The sequence below is a fragment of the Paenibacillus sp. 1781tsa1 genome (assembly GCF_024159265.1).
Taxonomy (GTDB): domain Bacteria; phylum Bacillota; class Bacilli; order Paenibacillales; family Paenibacillaceae; genus Paenibacillus.
The window spans coordinates 5,125,986-5,144,027 of record NZ_JAMYWY010000001.1; the positions used below are offsets into that span (position 1 = coordinate 5,125,986).

Below are 18,042 nucleotides of genomic sequence, written 5' to 3' on the forward strand. Positions count from 1 at the left end.
GTCTATAAATTAAAACTCTACATCACTTAAAGTTTACTTATACTGAGAAATATACTGTATGACATTATTGCCATATAATAAAATGAAGTGTAAAATGATATATTGCTTTTCATCACATTTTCATCAGAGCTCAATCCGAATTCACATTCATAGATAAGACAGGAATGGTCACGTGAAAGATAAAATTGTCATGCCACTCTGGACGTGCTGCTTGTTCATCGTTGTGATGAACACCACCATGTTCAATGTTTCTTTGCCAGTCATTATTCATGATCTGCAGATTACCTCGGACCTGGGGTCTTGGGTCATCTCAAGTTATTCCATTGGTTACGCCCTGTCGACGGTGATTTACAGTCGATTGTCAGACCGTATCCCGGTACGCAAACTGCTCACGGTCGGGCTCCTGATCCTGGGGTTATCTTCATTGCTGGGGTTGTTCGCACATAACTTCACGATCCTGTTGCTCACCCGCATTCTGCAATCTGCGGGTGCAGGAGTTATGGCCGGGCTGGGTCTCGTCATTGCAAGTCGTTACATCCCGGTGGAACGACGCGGAGCTGCCATCGCGCTGATCTCATCAGGTAGCGCTATGGCTTTTGGACTTGGCCCCATTGTCGGTGGACTCATTAGCGAGTACTGGGGCTGGAACGGACTTTTTGCCATAACCGTGCTTGTCCTGCTCGCTCTGCCTGTATTGCTCTATTTTCTCCCCCGTGAATCCGTCAAAACAGATCAGCCGTTCGATATTATTGGTGCCATATTAACCGTCATTAATGCCATTACACTTCTCGTCGCGATCACCCAGCAATCCTGGTTATGGTTTGCCGTGGGCGTTATTTCACTTGTTGCACACCTCCTGTATATTCGGAAAGCGAGTCTTCCTTTTGTGAATCCACAAGTGTTCCGAACGCCAGGATACACCCGGTTAATCCTTATCGGATTCTGCGTGCTGGTGGTAAATCTGGGTAATCTGTTTTTGATGCCGCTTGTGCTCGCAGATCTATATGGACGCTCATCGCTCGCCATTGGTTTGCTGATTGCTCCCGGAGCTATTGTTGCAGCATTTTGCACCCGCTTCGTCGGACGCTGGATCGACCGTTATGGCAATATGCGATTTATGATCATCGGACACATCCTGCTTGCAGCGGTACTTGCCCTATTCATGCTCGGACTGGATCAATCCGCCCTGATCATTACCAGCGGTTATCTCTTTTTCTCGCCGGCACTCTCGGCATCCATGGCTTCACTGAATAATGAAGCGTCACGAGTGCTGCCCAAAGCGCAAATCGGTTCCGGTATGGGCATGTTACAACTGATTCAATTCTTCGGTGGATCGGTATCTGTAGCCGTGTGCGGGTTGCTGTTGCACAGCATTCCGGGAGTATCAGTAGAGGAAGCTTATCATGTGGTATACGCTTGTCTGTTGCTCGTCTGCATTGTTTCACTGGTTCTGACCGTCTGGCATAGCAGAGCTTCACGCTCAGGCATTGAACATCTTGCATCCGGTAGTTAAATTGTTCCACAGGTAAAAGGCTCGCGCCTTAGCGCAAGCCTTTTTTCGAATTGGTACAGGAGGTTTCAGTTTCAAAAATGAGTATGCATTCCGTGAAATCGCCACCGCTCCTTATCCTGCTCAAGCAGCATGCCAACTATTTCCCGTCCAGTGCTGACTTCCAGGCCTCCATGATGCTAATTGGGGCTTTGCTACTGCTCTCCCCGCCACCTTCCTTCGTCCAAAGTGGTGGATAATACGCGAATACTTGTCCCGTCTGGAGCTGTGCCATATCCTCCTGCCAACCTTTCCAGCGAAACGTCTGATAGAACTGCCCCAGATCGCCATCCGCCAGCCAGTTGACGAAACCTGAATATGTCAGTTCTGTCGATTCCCATTCCAATGTATCCGGTGCAAAATAATAGACCTCTCCTGTGCGGCCATATTTGCCTGTATCCAGTCCGAAGAAACCACCTGCCACATCATATGCGACGACCATCATACCTTCCAGTACATCTATCCAAGGTTGCTCACTCACACCATTCCAACTGGTGAGACTCCCCGATGTACTGTCACCACCCGCACCAAGCAGCGTGATCCAGCCATGGTCCAGTACAATACCTTCTGTCTCATAAGCAACAGCCCCCAAATAGGATTTGGTGCTTATTTGCAGACGATAGAGGGTATCCTCTCCAGCCTCTTGTTTTGCTGGAACATACACATATGTATTTTGCCCGCTATCCAGGAGTTCCTTGAGTTCTTCCCATGCGTGATTCTCCCGATCTACTAATTCAGCTATCGTTAATGTATTCATGAGCAGTCTCCTCGCTGATTTTATAAGAGCATATCATGGCTTATTAACCCGTTCAAATCTGCTATAATCTAGGGCGTGTCTGAAAACTCAAAAGGAAGCAGATTTTGCCGAATTTTCGTTCCAAGCAAGGAAGTTTTCCGCAGGCGTGCCGGGGCACGTCAAGGGAAAGTGACGCAGCAGGGGGCGAAAAGGCGGAAAAAGATGCACTTCAGAGAGTTTTGAGACACGACCTAGCTTCGTAGGTAAATATAAAGGAGGAACAACTTTGATTCGTACAGTTCTGCTGATTATTCCGATTCTAATGTTATTCGCATCTGGTTGTCAGGACCGTACCCAGTCCATGAAGACACCCGTTTCTGTTCAAAAGTCTGATCCTCAGGTCATCCATTACATATCCCCCCAAGGAAACGACGCGAATAAAGGAACCCTTCAATCTCCGTGGAAAACGTTGCAGCACGCAGCCGACCATGCTTCGCCAGGAAGCACGATCTATTTGCGTGAAGGCGTCTATCATCAGAAAGTCAAAATCACCCGGAGTGGCCATTCCTCCGGTAATCCGACCTTATTTTCAAGCTATCCGCAAGAGAATGTCGTCATTGATGGTGAAGGCCTCGCTGTCCGAGGCATCGAAGGACTGATTGAAATTGATAATGCCAGTTATATCACCATTCAAAATCTCGAAATTCGTAACTTCACGACCACACTGGGGGGCCAGGTTCCAACCGGGATCTATGTCCAAGGGGCAGGTGAGCATATTCAACTGTTGGGTAACACCATACACGCGATCGCTAGTTATGCACCTCCTGAGGGTCCCGATTTGATGGGCAGGGATGCCCACGGTATTGCCATATATGGCACAGAGCACCCTCAAGCATTACGCGATATCATCATCAAGGATAATAATTTGTATGATCTTACCCTTGGTTCCAGCGAGTCGCTTGCAGTCAACGGCAATGTCGATACCTTTGCCATACAGAACAATATCATCCATGATTCCGACAATATTGGTATTGATCTGATCGGGTACGAGGGTACGTCCGAGGACGACACATACGATCAGGCTCGGAACGGCATTGTACGAGGCAACGAAGTATATGATATTACGTCCAATAACAATCCTTCCTATGGAACAGACCTTCCCAATGATAGCAACTCGGCTGGTGGCATCTATGTTGATGGCGGGAAAGATCATATCATCGACCAGAACCGGGTATACCGGAGCGACATCGGAATTGAGATAGCCTCAGAGCATGCCGGGCGGTCAACCAGCAACATTACCTTGCGTGATAACCTGATTTATTCCAACCGATTGACGGGCATTGCCATGGGAGGTTATGACGAGGAACGAGGAGCTACCGAGGATAGCAAGATTATGTACAATACGCTTGTAGGGAATGATACCCTGAATGCAGGCAATGGACAGTTATTCATACAGTCACGGACGAAGAACAATACGTTCATGCGTAACATTCTCGTATCCGCCAGCTCGGAAGTACTGATATACAATGAATATACCAGCAATAGCGGTAATGTGTTTGACCATAATGTCTATTATTCACCGGGAGAACAAGAAGATGCCCTGTGGGTTTGGAAAAATAAAGCCTACTCCGGCATCGCCGCCTACATGAAGGGATCTGGCAACGATGCTCACTCCATATATGTGAATCCGGCATTTATGAATGAACCGAGCGAAGATTTCCGTCTTCAGGCGAATTCTCCCGTGAAGTCGTATGGCTACCTTGCTCCGCGGTAAAGTTATTCTGATGCTACTCAGGTGGAATTAGCCCCGCCTATTATCACACAAATAAAAGGAGCCTGTGTTATGTGGGATCATTTCCCCCATTGTGCACAGGCTCCTTCTCGTTTCTTTTGATGCAATTCAGCCATCCTTAACTTTTTACCATTTGGGCTGAATGTGTCACCCGGTTTCGTCCTCCGGTTTTGGAGGCATACAGGGCGTTGTCCGCTTTTTGGAACAAGGACTGTTCCGTATCTTCCTCTACGACAGTGGCCGCACCGATACTCACGGTAATGTTATATTCACCCCAGTCGGCTGAAGCAACCTGTGAACGATATCTTTCTGCAGTACCCATGGCTTGCTCCTCTTCACAATCTGGAAGAATGATAACAAATTCCTCTCCGCCATAACGTGCAACCACATCGGTACTTCGCGACAACGATTGCAGCAGCCCCGCCAGATTGCCGAGTACCAGATCTCCAATAGGATGCCCATACGTATCATTAATGCTTTTGAAATGATCAATGTCCACAACCAGAAGGGAGAAATAACGTTGTTTCTCACGGAACAATACCAAGCTTTCAAGCATTCTTTCCTGGAAAAACCTGCGGTTCTTCAATCCTGTCAGCAAGTCGGTGGAAGCCAGTGTCTCCAACTGATCATTCACTTTGATTAACGCCTGCTCTTTGATCTTATATTCCTCGTGTAACCGTTCAAGCTCCTTGTTCGCTTCTTGCGTCGCTTGATACAGCTCTTGCAGCTTGGTTTTGGTATGCAAAATATCCTTCTCATGTTCGATTCGCTTACGCATGACAACCACAACACAATCTACCACGCTCTCCCCGTTACGCGTCTGACGAACACCGTTAAGCAGCACGGGAACAGCCTGCTGATCACGAGTACGAAACGTGAAATACATCTCGTCCACATGTCCATATAACTGGATGTAAGGATAGAAGTACGTATGGAAAAATACCTTATTGCTCACCGACATGGTGGACTCAATATGATGCCCTATAAGCTCATCGCGTTCATATCCAAGCATCGTCAGAAAAGTTTGATTAATCGATTGTACAATGCCCGAATCAGAGATAGAGAAGTATCCACAGGGCGCTGAATCTAGTTGAGTATCCATTAATAACAGCCTTTCTCCGGAATTTTATGCGCCAGTCAAATAATTCTTAATCATTCGGATCGTTTCTTCCGGTTGACTTAGATGCGGATAATGTCCCTTGGCCGTCATCTGTTGTAACCTACTATTTTTCAGATGAGCATGTAAATAATCCCCTACTTCAACCGGGGCAATACTGTCCTCGGAACACTGAAGAATTAATGTTGGCACACTTGCCTGCTCCAGATCAATACGACAGTCCGATAAAAACGTCACCTCGGCAAATTGTCTCGCAATATGCGGATCTCTGGAGCAGAAGCTTTTCTCCAACTCTTCCGTCAGTTCTTTCCGTTCCGGATTGTTCATCACAATGGGTGCCAGATAACTCGCCCATCCAATAAAATTCATCTGCATCATTTCAAGCAATTCATCGATATCATTCCGATCAAAACCTCCATAATAATTCGGCAGATCATTCACGTAACGTGGGGAAGGCCCCAACATAATGATTTGTTTGAAATATTGGGGGTTCTGAATTGATGCCAGCATACCAATCATACTGCTGACGGAATGCCCGACAAATATGGTGTCCCTTAGCTCAAGCGCTTCCATAATTTCTAGCACATCCTGGGCGTATCCTTGGAGGTTGTTATATTTGCCAGCATCATAATAGTTAATTTGCGATTCGCCCGATCCAACATAATCGAACAAAACTACACGGTAGTTGTCCATAAAACCTGGAACAATGTAACGCCACATATCCTGATCGCATCCAAAACCATGAGCAAATACAATCGTTTGGCTACCCGAGCCAAGCACTTTCACATTATTTCTTACAAGTACATTAACCGTCATTTCATATCACCTCTCCGAGGTAGTATTCACTTGAATCATTTTATCAGATTATTATATCGGAAAATGTTGGGATAGGGGTTAAAAATTAATAAATACTTCTCCCCTGCACCAAAAAAATCATGATTTCGTATTGAAACGCACTTTACAATCTGACTATCGTCAGGTAAGATCATTTCAACATGTCGGCCGACAGAGATCAATATACACGGAGGATCCTATGAGCACTTCTACTACCAGCCCTACACCTCAGCAACTCTGGGGAAGATCATTTATTTTCATCATGTTAGCCAACGCGCTATTGTTTATGGCCTTTGAGATGTTACTTCCCACCTTGCCATTGTTCGTTTCCAGTTTGGGTGGAGAAGCTTCACAGATCGGTCTTGTTACCGGCATATTTATGTTTTCTGCCATTTTGATTCGACCCTTCACGTCCGTTTTAGCGACCCGAATAGATAAAAAGGTTCTGTTGATTATCGGCATAACCATCTGTGCATTAATGACAGGTGCATACTACCTCTCGTCAGGTATTGGGATGATTCTCGTATTTCGAGTGATCCATGGATTCGGATTTGGTTTGGCAACGACCTATTTTGCGACGATTGCTACAGAAAACATTCCAAGAGATCGCCGGGGAGAAGGCATGGGGTATTTCGGAGTAGGCGAGACCGTCGCCATATCCATCGGTCCCTTGATTGGCACCAGTCTGTTGTTTAAGTATGACTATCAGAGCCTGTTTATGGGAGGCATGTGCATTTTGCTGTTAGCTCTCCTGATGGCAGTGTTTGTATCCAGAAAGCCCAAGGGGTTACCTGATAACGAAAACGCTGAACTTCCTGCTGCAACCGTCAAGTTGATCGAAAAGAAAGTACTGTTCCCTTCGTTGTTGATCATGCTGGTTGGCATTGCAGCCGGCTCCATCATGTCCTTTGTGGCTTTATTTGCTGCCGAGAGAGAGTTCAACAATATCGCTTGGTTTTTCTTTATCGTCGCTATCGCCAGCTTCGCCGTTCGATTGTTCTCCGGGAAAATGTTTGATCGATTGGGGCCAGGCTCCGTGTTGTTGCCTTCTGCCGTGTTTGCAATCGCAGGACTACTCGTTCTGACGATCGCCCGGAATGATGTGCAATTCCTGATCGCTGGCGCGTTATACGGCTTTGGCTTTGGTGCCATATTCCCGGCTATCCAGACCTGGTGTGTGAATCTTGTCGAGGAACATGAACATGAAAATGCGATGGCTTCCTTCTTTAATTTTTTTGACCTCGGGATTGGCGGTGGTTCGTTGATCCTGGGCGTGGTGGCTTCTGCATTTTCCTATACGGTGGTGTATGCTATCTCTATAGGCATTTTTGTGGTATATATCTTGTTATATTTGGTATACTCCCAAAAACAGCAGAGGTATACCGCTCGCCAACTGGAGGTAGACATTGAGTAAAAAACGAATCAAGGAAATTGCCATTCAACATTTTAATCGTCTGGGTTACGAGGGGACCAAGATGGCGCAGATTGCCGAAGAAGCAGGTATTCGCAAGCAATCTCTGGCTTATCATTATTCATCCAAAAAAGCGTTATTGCTGGAGTTATACGAGGAAGTTGTGCAGGAGGAACAGCAGTTTGTACGCCAATTTTTCAGTGAGTCTGATACCCAAACTCTGGATCAGCAACTGTATACCTTTTTGCATGAACACAAAAATCGTTTCCTGACCCATCCGAACGTTGCTTTTATGTATATCCTGTCATTTATCACACCACTGGAGGTGCATGATTTTGTGTTGGCCCAATATCGAACGTACCTCGGGACACTGAAGGAAGAGTTAGCAGCCGTCTTTACCAAACATCCCGATATACGCCTGAGTCCGGAAGAAGCCACCGTAGCCTTTGTTACCGTGATGGATGGATTGGACGTACAGCTCGTGTATGAGACACGGCAATCCTATGAACAAGCTTTGGCGATCACCTGGAATGTCTTCTGGTCAGGTATCCAGCGCTAACCAATGGATACGATGAGACTACACAAGTAGGAGGAATCAGACAACATGCAACAACTGGATGCGGCCTTAAGCCGTTTTGTGGAACAGCAGGATTTATATAATGAAGCTTACGGGCTTTTCAAAAATCATGATCTTCGTCCGCGCAAACACCATCACCAGCCGGAAGTAGATACACGAATACCGCTTTCACCGGAACTTCAATACCTGTACAGTCATTATGAAATGATGGATGCAGACGCTGAAGGTACTCTCAAAATGAAAAATGCCGCCGTCGAGATTGGTGATGCCGCATTGATCTTCTTTGTCGCACCTGAACATCTGCACCGTCAGCAATTGGGTTACCGCTGGATTGGTATGAATGAACCTTATGAGGAGTCCTCCACTTGGCCAACAAACCACGTCGTCATCGCAAACTTTAATGATGATCCGTTAATTGTGGATGTGGAAGCCCCGAACTCTCCCGTATATGCCGCTTTTACAGGGGGAGAGCCCAACCGTGTTGCTGATTCGCTGTCAGACTTTTTCAGTGCACTAGCCATCCTGATTGAAGCGGCACGGAGCTATGCCGGAGATTTGAAAGATGAAGAAACCTATGAGACAAAACCCGAGGTTCTGGAGCATGTGGAACCGCTAATGAATGATCTGTTGGGAGAAGAATATACTGCTCATCTCTTCGAGTATCTGTCATTTTGTTAAACCGTTGAATTGAGGAAATTGGAGGGGCATCCCTATGATCTATGTAGCCTTGCTGCGAGGCATTAATGTAGGCGGGAACAACAAAATAAATATGAAGCAATTGAAAGAAACGTTTGAACAAGCAGGCATGTTGGATGTCGTTACATACATCAACTCTGGCAATATTATTTTTGCTGATCATCAAGAACGTGCCGATGCGAATAGGGAGATATCCCTTGTTTTAGAACAGGCCATCGCCGCTGATTTCGGCTTACAGATCAGGGTGATGGTGCGGAATATGGATGAAATCCAAAGCGTTATCGAAGCGCTCCCAGCGGAATGGGTTAATGACGATACGGCCAAAAGTGATGTGATGTTCCTCTGGGACGAGATCAACGAGCCCTCCGTGCTGGATCAACTGCCCATCAAACCCGAAATCGGCACACTGATTTATGTTCCCGGAGCCATTTTGTATTCAGTCAGCAGAGAGGATGCATCCAAAAGTGGCATGAACAAGCTTGTGGGTTCCAAAGTCTATGCTTATATGACCGTAAGAAACGTGAATACCACACGTAAGATATATGCACTCATGCAGACAGCAGCCGAGAAATAAATGTCAGCAAAATGGATATTCAATCTAATATTCAACGATCCCTCTTCCAATTCAGTCTAAATTAAAACATGCAGAAAACATCCTTATGGATGTCTCCTGCATGTTTTTCACCATATAAGGAAACAATTGATTTCCATTCCCTATGGTTTAGTCAATTTGAATGCGTCTGCGAGATTGATCGTCACCAGGGCGTTTTGGAATCTCAAGCTTCAGCACACCATCTTCCAATCTGGCCTTGATATGCTCTTCATCAATATGATCTACATAGAAACGCCGGATAAATTCGCCTGAACGACGCTCCTGCCGAATGATCCGATTGGAGTCATCCTTCTGTTCCAGCACCTCATTACGTTTGGCACGAATAATCAATTCTTTACCTTCAACTTGAATGTCTATATCCTCTTTGGCAATGCCCGGAAGCTCGGCTTCTACCCAATATTTGTCTTCTTCCTCACGAATGTCGGTGCGAAATGGCTGGGAGCCAGTCCCAAAAGGGGAGAGGAATGAGTTCTCAACCATGTCATTGAAGGATTTCAACATGTGTCCGAACGGGTCTTCATTTCGTTTACGAAACGGAATCAGATCAAACATGAAAATCATCTCCTTTTGTGTGGTTGGTTTTTATTGGTGTTGCTTACATGGATTATTATAATACTCGTGCAAATAAGGCTCAAAGTCCGTAAAAGACGAAAAAAAACGATTTTCTTTCACCATGGTTCACTATTTTAAAATAGATCCTTTTTTCTTTTATTTTGACCTTTTTTGACTTTCTGACTTTGTCTGACTATAACGAATGAATGTTTTACATAACTTGCTGGCTTCTCTTATTTCTTTTTAACATTTCATATCTATACTAAAACAATTGCACACACCATCACACACGAAACGATAAAGGGGATCTGGAACATTGAAAAAGAGAAATCAATGGCTTGCCGTTCTGTCGATGACCGCCATTCTTAGCGCAGGAGCAACCAGCTACACATCAATGATTCATGCCGCTGACGCAACTAAACCTGCCAACGATCAAGTTGCACTGCGTACAGCCATCCAAAATATGCAAGGTACGGTCACATGGAACGGAAATAGTCGCAGTGTTGATATCCAGATCGCAGATACTAAAGTTCAACTTCCTATAGGAACGTCCTCAGCAACCATCAACGGTGTAAAAACGCCTTTGGACAGTAAGAGCTACATCACCAAAGGAACAACGTATGTATCTTCCCAAACGCTAAAATTAATCACGGATCAACTGATCCTGAAACAAAATAAAACCGGTTTTGAACGGACCGCATCGTTTCAGATGCCCGGTGGCAAAGCAGAAATATCAGCCTCTACGCCAGATGGACAGCGCCTGCTCGTCACCGAAGCAGACAATGGCAGCATCTCCGTATTGGACATTGCTGACTTGAAAAACATCAACGTATTGAAAACAGTCAGCTTCCATGACCTCTCCGCCAAAGCTGAAGTCACCAGTGTAACCGTGTCCAAAGACGGCAAATACGGTCTGGCTGTTATTCGTACAGGGGATACGGACAGTGAAGCAAACAAAGGATTGCTTGCCATAGTGGATCTGACAACCTACAAAACTGCAAAAACATATGAACTCGGTATTGGTCCTGACTCGATTGCACTTTCACCTGATGGTCTCCATGCGGTGATTGCCATAGAAGACGAAGAACTGAATAAAGCTGCCGATGAAATTGACTATGCCAATGCCAAACGCCCGGGTAGCATTATGGTTGTATCTTTTGCTGGCGGGAACGTATTGGAGGGTGAAATCACGAACTTGCCGGTATCTCTGGACCATGTTGAAGGTGCAATCTATCCGCATGATCCACAACCGGAGTATGTTGCCATTAGTCCGGATAGCAAAACAGCAGCCATCACGCTACAGGAGAACAACGTTGTTGCCATCGTAGATTTGGAGACCAAAAAGATCAGCTCCATCTTCGCTCTCGGTACCACCTCACATCAAGCGGATCTGAAAGATGACGGTATGGTTCAGTTCAAAGAGACATTGACAGCTCGTTATGAACCGGATGGGATTGCTTTCTCGGCAGATGGTAAATACCTGCTGACAGCTAATGAAGGAGACTTGGGCAAGAATGAATTTGAGGATGGGGTAAAAGCAGGCGGACGCAATATTGCTGTCTGGGATCTGCAAGGCAAGCGGATGTACGATAGCCAGAACCTCATTGACACGGCAACCGCCATGGTTGGCTTGTACCCGGATGATCGCAGTCCCAACAAAGGCAGCGAAGTGGAGAATCTGACCGTTGCCACTGTGGACGGCACAACGTATGCAGCGGTAGCTTCCGAACGGGCAGATGCCATTCTGTTCTTTGATCTTGCTGATCCGGTCAATCCGAACTACCTGGGTCTGATTCCTACAGCCGGAGAATCACCAGAAGGAATCCATCGGGTTAACGGACGTAGCCTGTTTGTTAGTGCTGATGAAAGCACCGGAACACTTAGTTTTTTTGCCAAGAAATAGATGACGTGTCCATGGCCAGCAAAGGCTGAAATAAACAGTTTCAGGCTGTATTGAGGAGGAAGGGGCGAAGAGCCCCTGTCCTCTCATACTGTTGAACATGCTATTCCACGTATCCACATATGGTATGTACAGACGGTTAACGAGACTTTATATTCTCCAATGCCCGCCTGTTCCGCTCTACCTCCTCTTGCAATACTCGTACTTCCATCCTTAATGCAGATACTTCCTCTTTGACGCCAGACCTCTTCATCCCAAGATAGAACACCAGATATAATACGAGACCCATCATGATGAAGAAAATCAATAGAGTTATAATCCCCGCAATTCCATAAGAGCTACTCATTATGTACACGCTCCCCTCTCTATGTTATTAATTTATATTTACAACAATACCATATTTAAGCATGACGAACAGTACAAAAGCCAAGAGAATATGCTCCCTTGGCTTTCAATTTATCTATATACCTTTTATCTATATATACCTTCCTATCCGGTGATCCTTATTCCCAGAAGAAACGGCCTGCGAACACTTTTTCCGTCAACAGTTTGTATGTTTCTTCAGGCAATTCTTTTTTCATCTTCGCCATTACGGCTTCTTTGCCTTGATTATATTGTGTGGACATGCCAATCTCTGCAGTTGTATTGCTTGCATCCAGACGCATGATCGGTGCTTGTGCATCTTTCGTCCAAGGTGTCCATGCCGCAAGATCAGGGGAACCACCCGTACCTGGATTGCCTGTGTACAGGAACTGTTTCAGGTATGCTGCCATCGCGGTGGACAACACATCACGTCCTGGTTTGTTTGTCTCGCTAAAGTACCCCTCAGGGAAATAGGCAGCAATTCCGTCCGCGTGTCCTGTATAGAAGTCCATATCCGCACCATGTGGTGCGCCCAGTAACGTGAGCAAACGCTCAGAGATGACCCCAGGTTGTGTTCCCCAAGCAAAACGATAAGCATATACCGGCGGCTGACCTGCTTCACTGGTCAATTGCTCCGCTACACGCTCTGCATTAAAGCCTGCATAAGCTTCGCTACCGTATTTCAGAGCAGCAGCATATTGCTCCGCCTTGGTTTTATCGGTGAACAGGGTTCCATCCGCAATAGCTGGAGCGAAGTTTGGATCACCGAAGGCAAATCCGGAGAACTCCGTTTCCAGGCTGCCCAGCAATACAGGTACTTTCTTGTAATTGCCGTTATGGATGGCATCAAATCCTTCTTTTGGAATCACTGTACCATCCCGGAACAGATGCGGGAATGGCTCCATACGGATTGCAGTTGCACCAAACGCAGTGACCAGCTTGTCCGCAGGCAGTGCACGCAGGTAACTCTCCAGCTGTGCCGGAGATTGCTTGCTTATCCACGCATTGGCTTCTTCTGCATTAGCCGCTTTCCCCTCTTGTACGAGTAGCTTCACGAGTACATCCTGAGATTTTTGCTCACCTTCTTCCGGTGATGCTGTCGTCAATCCTCCGCTGAAAGCAACTGCTTTTTGATACAGTCCTTTGCTAAGTGGAGAGATCAGGGTTGCCAGCACATCACGTGCACCAGCAGATTGTCCTGCTAACGTAACATTACCAGTATCTCCGCCAAACCCTTCGATATTATCCTGCACCCACTCTAATGCACGGAATGCGTCGAGCAGACCATAGTTACCTGAGTCATCCAGGGCATTGCCTGTTTTCAACGCTGCATTCTGGAAGAATCCAAGGGCTCCCAGACGGTAGTTCACGGAGATGATGATACTGTTGGTGCTCCGTGCAAGCTGTTCACCTTGAAAATCTTTGCCTGAACCGGTCATATTCCCGCCGCCGTGCAGGAACACCATCACCGGAAGTTTCGAACTGGTTGTGTCAGGACGCCAGATATTGAGGTACAGTGAATCCTCGCTGCCTGCTGTATTCTTGCCAGAGATCTGCAAGCTGTTCGCTGCAAATTCCTTAGCCGATCTCGTTCCTGTCCAAGCTTCTGGTTCTTGTGGGGCTTTCCAACGCAGTTCACCTACCGGAGGTGCGGCGTATGGAACACCAAGCCAGCCGAGCGTGCCATATTGCTCATAGGTTTTCCCCTCAATCGCACCATATTTGGTTTGTTGCACCGTTTGAGGTTGGAACGCACCAGCTTCTTTATGTTTCAACCAGTTCTGTTCCAAGGTTCCACTGCCATTTTTGAGCTGCGTCTGCAAAGCCTGTGCGGTTGCCTCGGCCATCAGGCGATTGGTAAGTTGACTCGCTCCCTCTCCTTGAAGCGCCTTGATTCCTTTCCCAGCCGCATACGTGGAAGCCGCTCCTTGCTCATAATCCGTTCCCGCATCATATCCAAGCACTTTCAGCAGCATCTCGGCATAAGCTTCTGCTGTAAGTGGTGCATTAGGTCCAAACTTCTCCGTTCCGGTTATGATCTCAGCCACATACGGATGCTGCTTCAAGTAGCCAACGACCGGCTGCAATACTTTGCCTGCCTGAGCCGCATCGTCATACGTTACCGATCCCTGATAGGCGAGTGCTTCTTTCTCCAATCCGGACAAACGTAAGTACAGTACTGCGGCTTGAATGCGTGTAGCTTTTTTATTCAGATAAGCCGCATTAACACCTTGACCGCTGCCGCGAATAAGCTTCGATTGGATCAGCTTGTCCATCGCTGCTGAAGAAGAGGTTGCTGTATTGCCTGCTGCATATGCCGGTAACCCGGATACACATAACCCAAGAATTGTTGCAATGGCAATCGAACGTTTAATGCTTTTCATGTCATAAATCTCCTCGCTGTCAAATAGTGTGTGATGGGATAATTGCATCGGAAATGTGCATCTTTGAATCAGTATTCCAATGTCTGGATGAGTCTATTTCTCTATTTAGGAAAACTTAAATCTGCTGCGCTCCTCTCTGCTCGAAATATTTGCTACGGCGCTTGCGGTCATGCGATCAGGCATTTTTTTATATAAAAAAACCTGAACCGAAGGCAAACAGACATCGCTTTAGCGTGATCTGCTGCCCTCAATTCAGGTTTTGCCTGCAATCAGTAACAACCCTGAGGAATGAGGCTCATTCCATATGAAAATGTAAACGCAATCATTCATCTGATGAACAAAGAACCAACGAATGAACTGACACAGGTATTGCCCTTAACACGGTTACAACCCTGTTGTTATGGTGATGTTAGCACATAATGTAAGCGTTCGCAATACATTTTTTTAAAAAATCATCATCATATCTACATGAAGGGGTTAACCAGAAAACCCGCATTTTCATGCGGGCCTGAACTTAACTTCCATCATGATGATCCAGACTGCTAACTCTTAATCATGGATATCGACCATCCTATAAATCTGTTATTTACAGCGTACGTGCCAACTTCTCCAGCAGTTCCACCGCAGGGGCCAATACCGCTTCATCAATATCAAATTCAGGATGATGATGCGGGGCAGGTAACTCGCTGCCAACAATCATATACGTGGCTTTGCCGCCTTGCTCCTGGACTCGCCGGATCATATAGCTGGCATCCTCGCTGCCGAGAGCAGCACTATCCGAAATGGCCTCCGCATCGGTGAACCCAGCGATGCCTTCCGCTTGCTGAACCGCAAGCTCTGCAAGTTCCATGTCACATCGAATCGGAATAGCACTTCCGACCACCTCAACGGTAGCGGTTAGTTCGTGCATGGCTGCGCTATGCTCAATGATGTTCCGCACGCGGCGCTCCAGCTCTCGATTCGTTTCTTCACTGGTTGAACGTGTCTCAATAATCATGCGGGCATGCTCAGCAATAATATTGGCCCCTGTTCCGCCTTCCAGAATGCCTACATTAATCCGGGTATCTGCCGAGCTGAACCGGGGAAGTGCATGAATGTTGAGCATGGCGGTCGCTGCCCCCAGTAGCGCGTTCCGTCCTTCCTCCGGTGTAGCCCCTGCATGGGAAGATACACCGGTGAAATGTGCTTCAAGCTTGGTCGTTGCCAGGAATCCGGCAGACGCACCTCTAATATGGCCGGATGGCACACCGGTACCCAAGTGCATACAGAACAGGCGATCCACCTGTTCCAGCATTCCTTTTTCGACCATGGCATATGCTCCGCGCACACCTTCTTCGGCAGGCTGGAATAACAGCCGGATCTTGCCGGCGAACTTCCGGTTACTCAACCGTTCTGCAAGCGCTAGTCCAATCGTTGTATGCCCATCGTGTGCACAGGCGTGCATAACGCCTTCATGGAGGGAACGAAATTGTCCCGCTTGCGGCGCATGTTGTTCCAACTTGCTCTCACGGATCGGCAATGCATCCATATCGAAGCGGAACGCCGTCGTTGGCCCCTCCTGCTCCCCTTGAATTTCAGCGACAACGGCGGTGAATCCTCCTCGCATCTGCTCCACGATCACCGGATCTGCACCTTCACGGAGGGCACGCTGATATGCATCTTCCAAGACTTCGGGCTTCGGCAGCCCCCGCCGTGATGTGTCATCAATTGCATCTTTTCCGTAAGTGACGCTATACCCCAGCTCTGTCAGGATCTGCACCACTTTGGTCGCGGTACGAAATTCCGTAAATCCCAATTCAGGATGTGCATGCAGGTCCCGGCGAAGCGCGATAATATCCATCATGTTTTTTCCCCTCTCTCCAACCTCTATCTATTTGATCATGTATTCAGTCCTACACGACTCATTCAACGTTATACTAAACTTGCTCCTGCTGATCTCCTACAATCTTGCGTTTACTCCCGGACCAAGTGGCAAGTTGAAGGCGTACCATAAAATCACCATAACCACCCACACCGAGAAGAACGCAATCGAATATGGCAAAATCAGTGAATAATACGTTCCCAGCTTCGCATCTTTACGATACTCCTGCAGAAATCCTACGAACAGTGGTACAAAAGGCGATACCGGAGCCAATGGAATAACGACCGAATCCGATACCCGGAAAATAACCTGAGTGAATGCCGGATGGAATCCGAGCAGCATCATCATTGGAATAAATACCGGGGCAAGAATGGACCAGATTGCTGATCCACTTGCGATAAACATCGTCAGCAATGCCGACAGGAAAATCAATCCGATCACTACCGGAATACCGTTAATGCCTGTCTTTTCCAGCAAATCGGTAATTGTAAGTGCCAGAAATTTGCCCATGTTGCTCCAGTTGAACATCGCCACAAATTGGGACAACGGGAACACCATCACGATAAAGCCAGCCATCGTTTTGATCGGTTCAATGAGCAGTTTCGGCAGATCGTTCTGATTTTGGATCACTTTCAGTTTAATGCCGTAAGTCAGCGCTACGGTAAAGAAGAACAGTAAAATGACAGGAACAATCCCGGCCAGGAAAGGCGAACCCATGACACTTCCCGTTTCCGGGTTACGAAGCACGCCATTCGAAGGGATCACCATGAATGAAATGACTGCGATAAAAAGCAATGCAGCAATCCCCGATGCACGTAGTGCCCGGTTTTCTTCAGGCGTAGGTGCTTCGAGCTTATACACCCGCTCCCCTTCGTAACGGCCCAGACGTGGTTCTAGGAATCTGTCCGTCATGAACCCGGCAACGAGAGTCAGCACAATAACCGAAGCGGACATAAAGTACCAGTTATCCAGAACCGTAACGCCCACATTGGGATCTACAGAGGTCGCAATCTCAGTACTAATGCCTGACAGCAATACATCGGTGGTCACAATGAGCATATTGGCTGTAAAACCTGCCCCAACCCCTGCAATGGCGGCAATCAATCCGGCAACCGGATGTCTGCCTACCGCAAGAAAGATCAGCGCTCCAAGCGGAGGCATGATTACAAGCGCTGCATCCGAGGACACATGGCTGAAAAAAGCGATGAAAATGACGAGATAACTGGCGTAACGCGCAGGTACCCGAACAGCCATTTTACGCATAACCACTTCGAGAAGACCCACCTTCTCCGCCAGACCAATGCCCAGCACCAGTGCCAGGATGGAAGCCAGTGGTTTGAAATCAGCAAAGTTCTTGACCACATTCGGCAACAGCCACTGAATTCCCTCCCTGCTCAGCAAGTTCTTGACATGTACCTGTTCCCCATCAATCGGGTTATGTGCCGTCGCATTAAAGAGCGATAACACCAGTGTGGCAACCATCAGGGCGACAATGAGATAGATAAACAATAAAAACGGATTGGGAAGCTTGTTCCCTACTTTCTCTACCCAACCAAAAAGTCCTGTGTTCTCCTGTCTGTCCGCTTTGACCATGCAAACAACCCCCTGACTGTGATGGAACTGCCTCTGGATAGACTGAACAAGTCTGATGAAGGTC

15 protein-coding genes are annotated in these 18,042 nt (G+C 47.1%); 7 read left to right on the plus strand and 8 right to left on the minus strand.

Features of this window, described 5'->3' with window-relative positions; translation table 11 throughout:
- Positions 1–172: 172 nt before the first annotated feature.
- Positions 173–1,513, plus strand: a complete 1,341-nt coding sequence (locus NKT06_RS23070; protein ID WP_253439617.1) for an MFS transporter — start codon at positions 173–175, stop codon at positions 1,511–1,513.
- Positions 1,514–1,649: 136 nt separating this feature from the next.
- Here NKT06_RS23070 and NKT06_RS23075 read toward each other — a convergent pair whose 3' ends face one another.
- Positions 1,650–2,306 carry a DUF2625 family protein gene (locus tag NKT06_RS23075; protein ID WP_253439618.1) on the minus strand — a complete coding sequence of 219 codons (657 nt, stop codon included), beginning with the start codon at positions 2,304–2,306 and terminating at the stop codon, positions 1,650–1,652.
- 265 nt (positions 2,307–2,571) lie between these two features.
- Between NKT06_RS23075 and NKT06_RS23080 the strand changes: the two genes are divergently transcribed.
- Positions 2,572–4,059, plus strand: a complete 1,488-nt coding sequence (locus tag NKT06_RS23080; protein WP_253439620.1) for a right-handed parallel beta-helix repeat-containing protein — start codon at positions 2,572–2,574, stop codon at positions 4,057–4,059.
- A 136-nt stretch (positions 4,060–4,195) separates the two neighbouring features.
- Here the strand turns inward: NKT06_RS23080 and NKT06_RS23085 are convergent, their stop codons facing one another.
- Together NKT06_RS23085 and NKT06_RS23090 are read right to left on the minus strand one after the other, a co-directional pair.
- Positions 4,196–5,179, minus strand: coding sequence for a sensor domain-containing diguanylate cyclase (locus NKT06_RS23085; protein WP_253439621.1), 984 nt, complete (start codon positions 5,177–5,179; stop codon positions 4,196–4,198).
- A gap of 24 nt (positions 5,180–5,203) precedes the next feature.
- Complete coding sequence (locus NKT06_RS23090; protein WP_253439623.1) at positions 5,204–6,010, minus strand: alpha/beta fold hydrolase; 807 nt, start codon at positions 6,008–6,010, stop codon at positions 5,204–5,206.
- A 217-nt stretch (positions 6,011–6,227) separates the two neighbouring features.
- Here NKT06_RS23090 and NKT06_RS23095 point away from each other — a divergent pair, with 217 nt between their 5' ends.
- The 4 genes from NKT06_RS23095 to NKT06_RS23110 are packed head-to-tail and all read left to right on the plus strand — an operon-like array spanning position 6,228 to position 9,286.
- Positions 6,228–7,442, plus strand: a complete 1,215-nt coding sequence (locus tag NKT06_RS23095) for an MFS transporter (protein ID WP_253439625.1) — start codon at positions 6,228–6,230, stop codon at positions 7,440–7,442.
- A complete protein-coding gene (locus NKT06_RS23100) occupies positions 7,435–7,998 on the plus strand; it encodes a TetR/AcrR family transcriptional regulator (protein WP_253439627.1) in 564 nt (187 codons plus the stop codon). Before NKT06_RS23095 ends, NKT06_RS23100 begins: the two co-directional genes overlap by 8 nt.
- A gap of 45 nt (positions 7,999–8,043) precedes the next feature.
- On the plus strand, positions 8,044–8,694 hold the full coding sequence (locus tag NKT06_RS23105; protein ID WP_253439629.1) for a hypothetical protein: 651 nt from the start codon (positions 8,044–8,046) through the stop codon (positions 8,692–8,694).
- Positions 8,695–8,728: 34 nt separating this feature from the next.
- Complete coding sequence (locus NKT06_RS23110; protein ID WP_253439631.1) at positions 8,729–9,286, plus strand: DUF1697 domain-containing protein; 558 nt, start codon at positions 8,729–8,731, stop codon at positions 9,284–9,286.
- 147 nt (positions 9,287–9,433) lie between these two features.
- Here NKT06_RS23110 and NKT06_RS23115 read toward each other — a convergent pair whose 3' ends face one another.
- Entirely contained in the window at positions 9,434–9,877 is a 444-nt protein-coding gene (locus NKT06_RS23115; protein WP_253439633.1) for an Hsp20/alpha crystallin family protein, read from the minus strand.
- 316 nt (positions 9,878–10,193) lie between these two features.
- Between NKT06_RS23115 and NKT06_RS23120 the strand changes: the two genes are divergently transcribed.
- On the plus strand, positions 10,194–11,780 hold the full coding sequence (locus NKT06_RS23120) for a choice-of-anchor I domain-containing protein (RefSeq protein ID WP_253439635.1): 1,587 nt from the start codon (positions 10,194–10,196) through the stop codon (positions 11,778–11,780).
- Between the two features lie 136 nt (positions 11,781–11,916).
- Here NKT06_RS23120 and NKT06_RS23125 read toward each other — a convergent pair whose 3' ends face one another.
- The 4 genes from NKT06_RS23125 to NKT06_RS23140 form a co-directional block, all read right to left on the minus strand.
- Complete coding sequence (locus NKT06_RS23125) at positions 11,917–12,123, minus strand: hypothetical protein (protein ID WP_253439637.1); 207 nt, start codon at positions 12,121–12,123, stop codon at positions 11,917–11,919.
- Between the two features lie 157 nt (positions 12,124–12,280).
- Complete coding sequence (locus NKT06_RS23130; protein ID WP_253439639.1) at positions 12,281–14,524, minus strand: carboxylesterase/lipase family protein; 2,244 nt, start codon at positions 14,522–14,524, stop codon at positions 12,281–12,283.
- Positions 14,525–15,110: 586 nt separating this feature from the next.
- Positions 15,111–16,367 carry an amidohydrolase gene (locus NKT06_RS23135; protein WP_253439641.1) on the minus strand — a complete coding sequence of 419 codons (1,257 nt, stop codon included), beginning with the start codon at positions 16,365–16,367 and terminating at the stop codon, positions 15,111–15,113.
- Positions 16,368–16,463: 96 nt separating this feature from the next.
- A complete protein-coding gene (locus tag NKT06_RS23140) occupies positions 16,464–17,978 on the minus strand; it encodes an AbgT family transporter (protein WP_253439642.1) in 1,515 nt (504 codons plus the stop codon).
- Between the last annotated feature and the right edge of the window lie 64 nt (positions 17,979–18,042).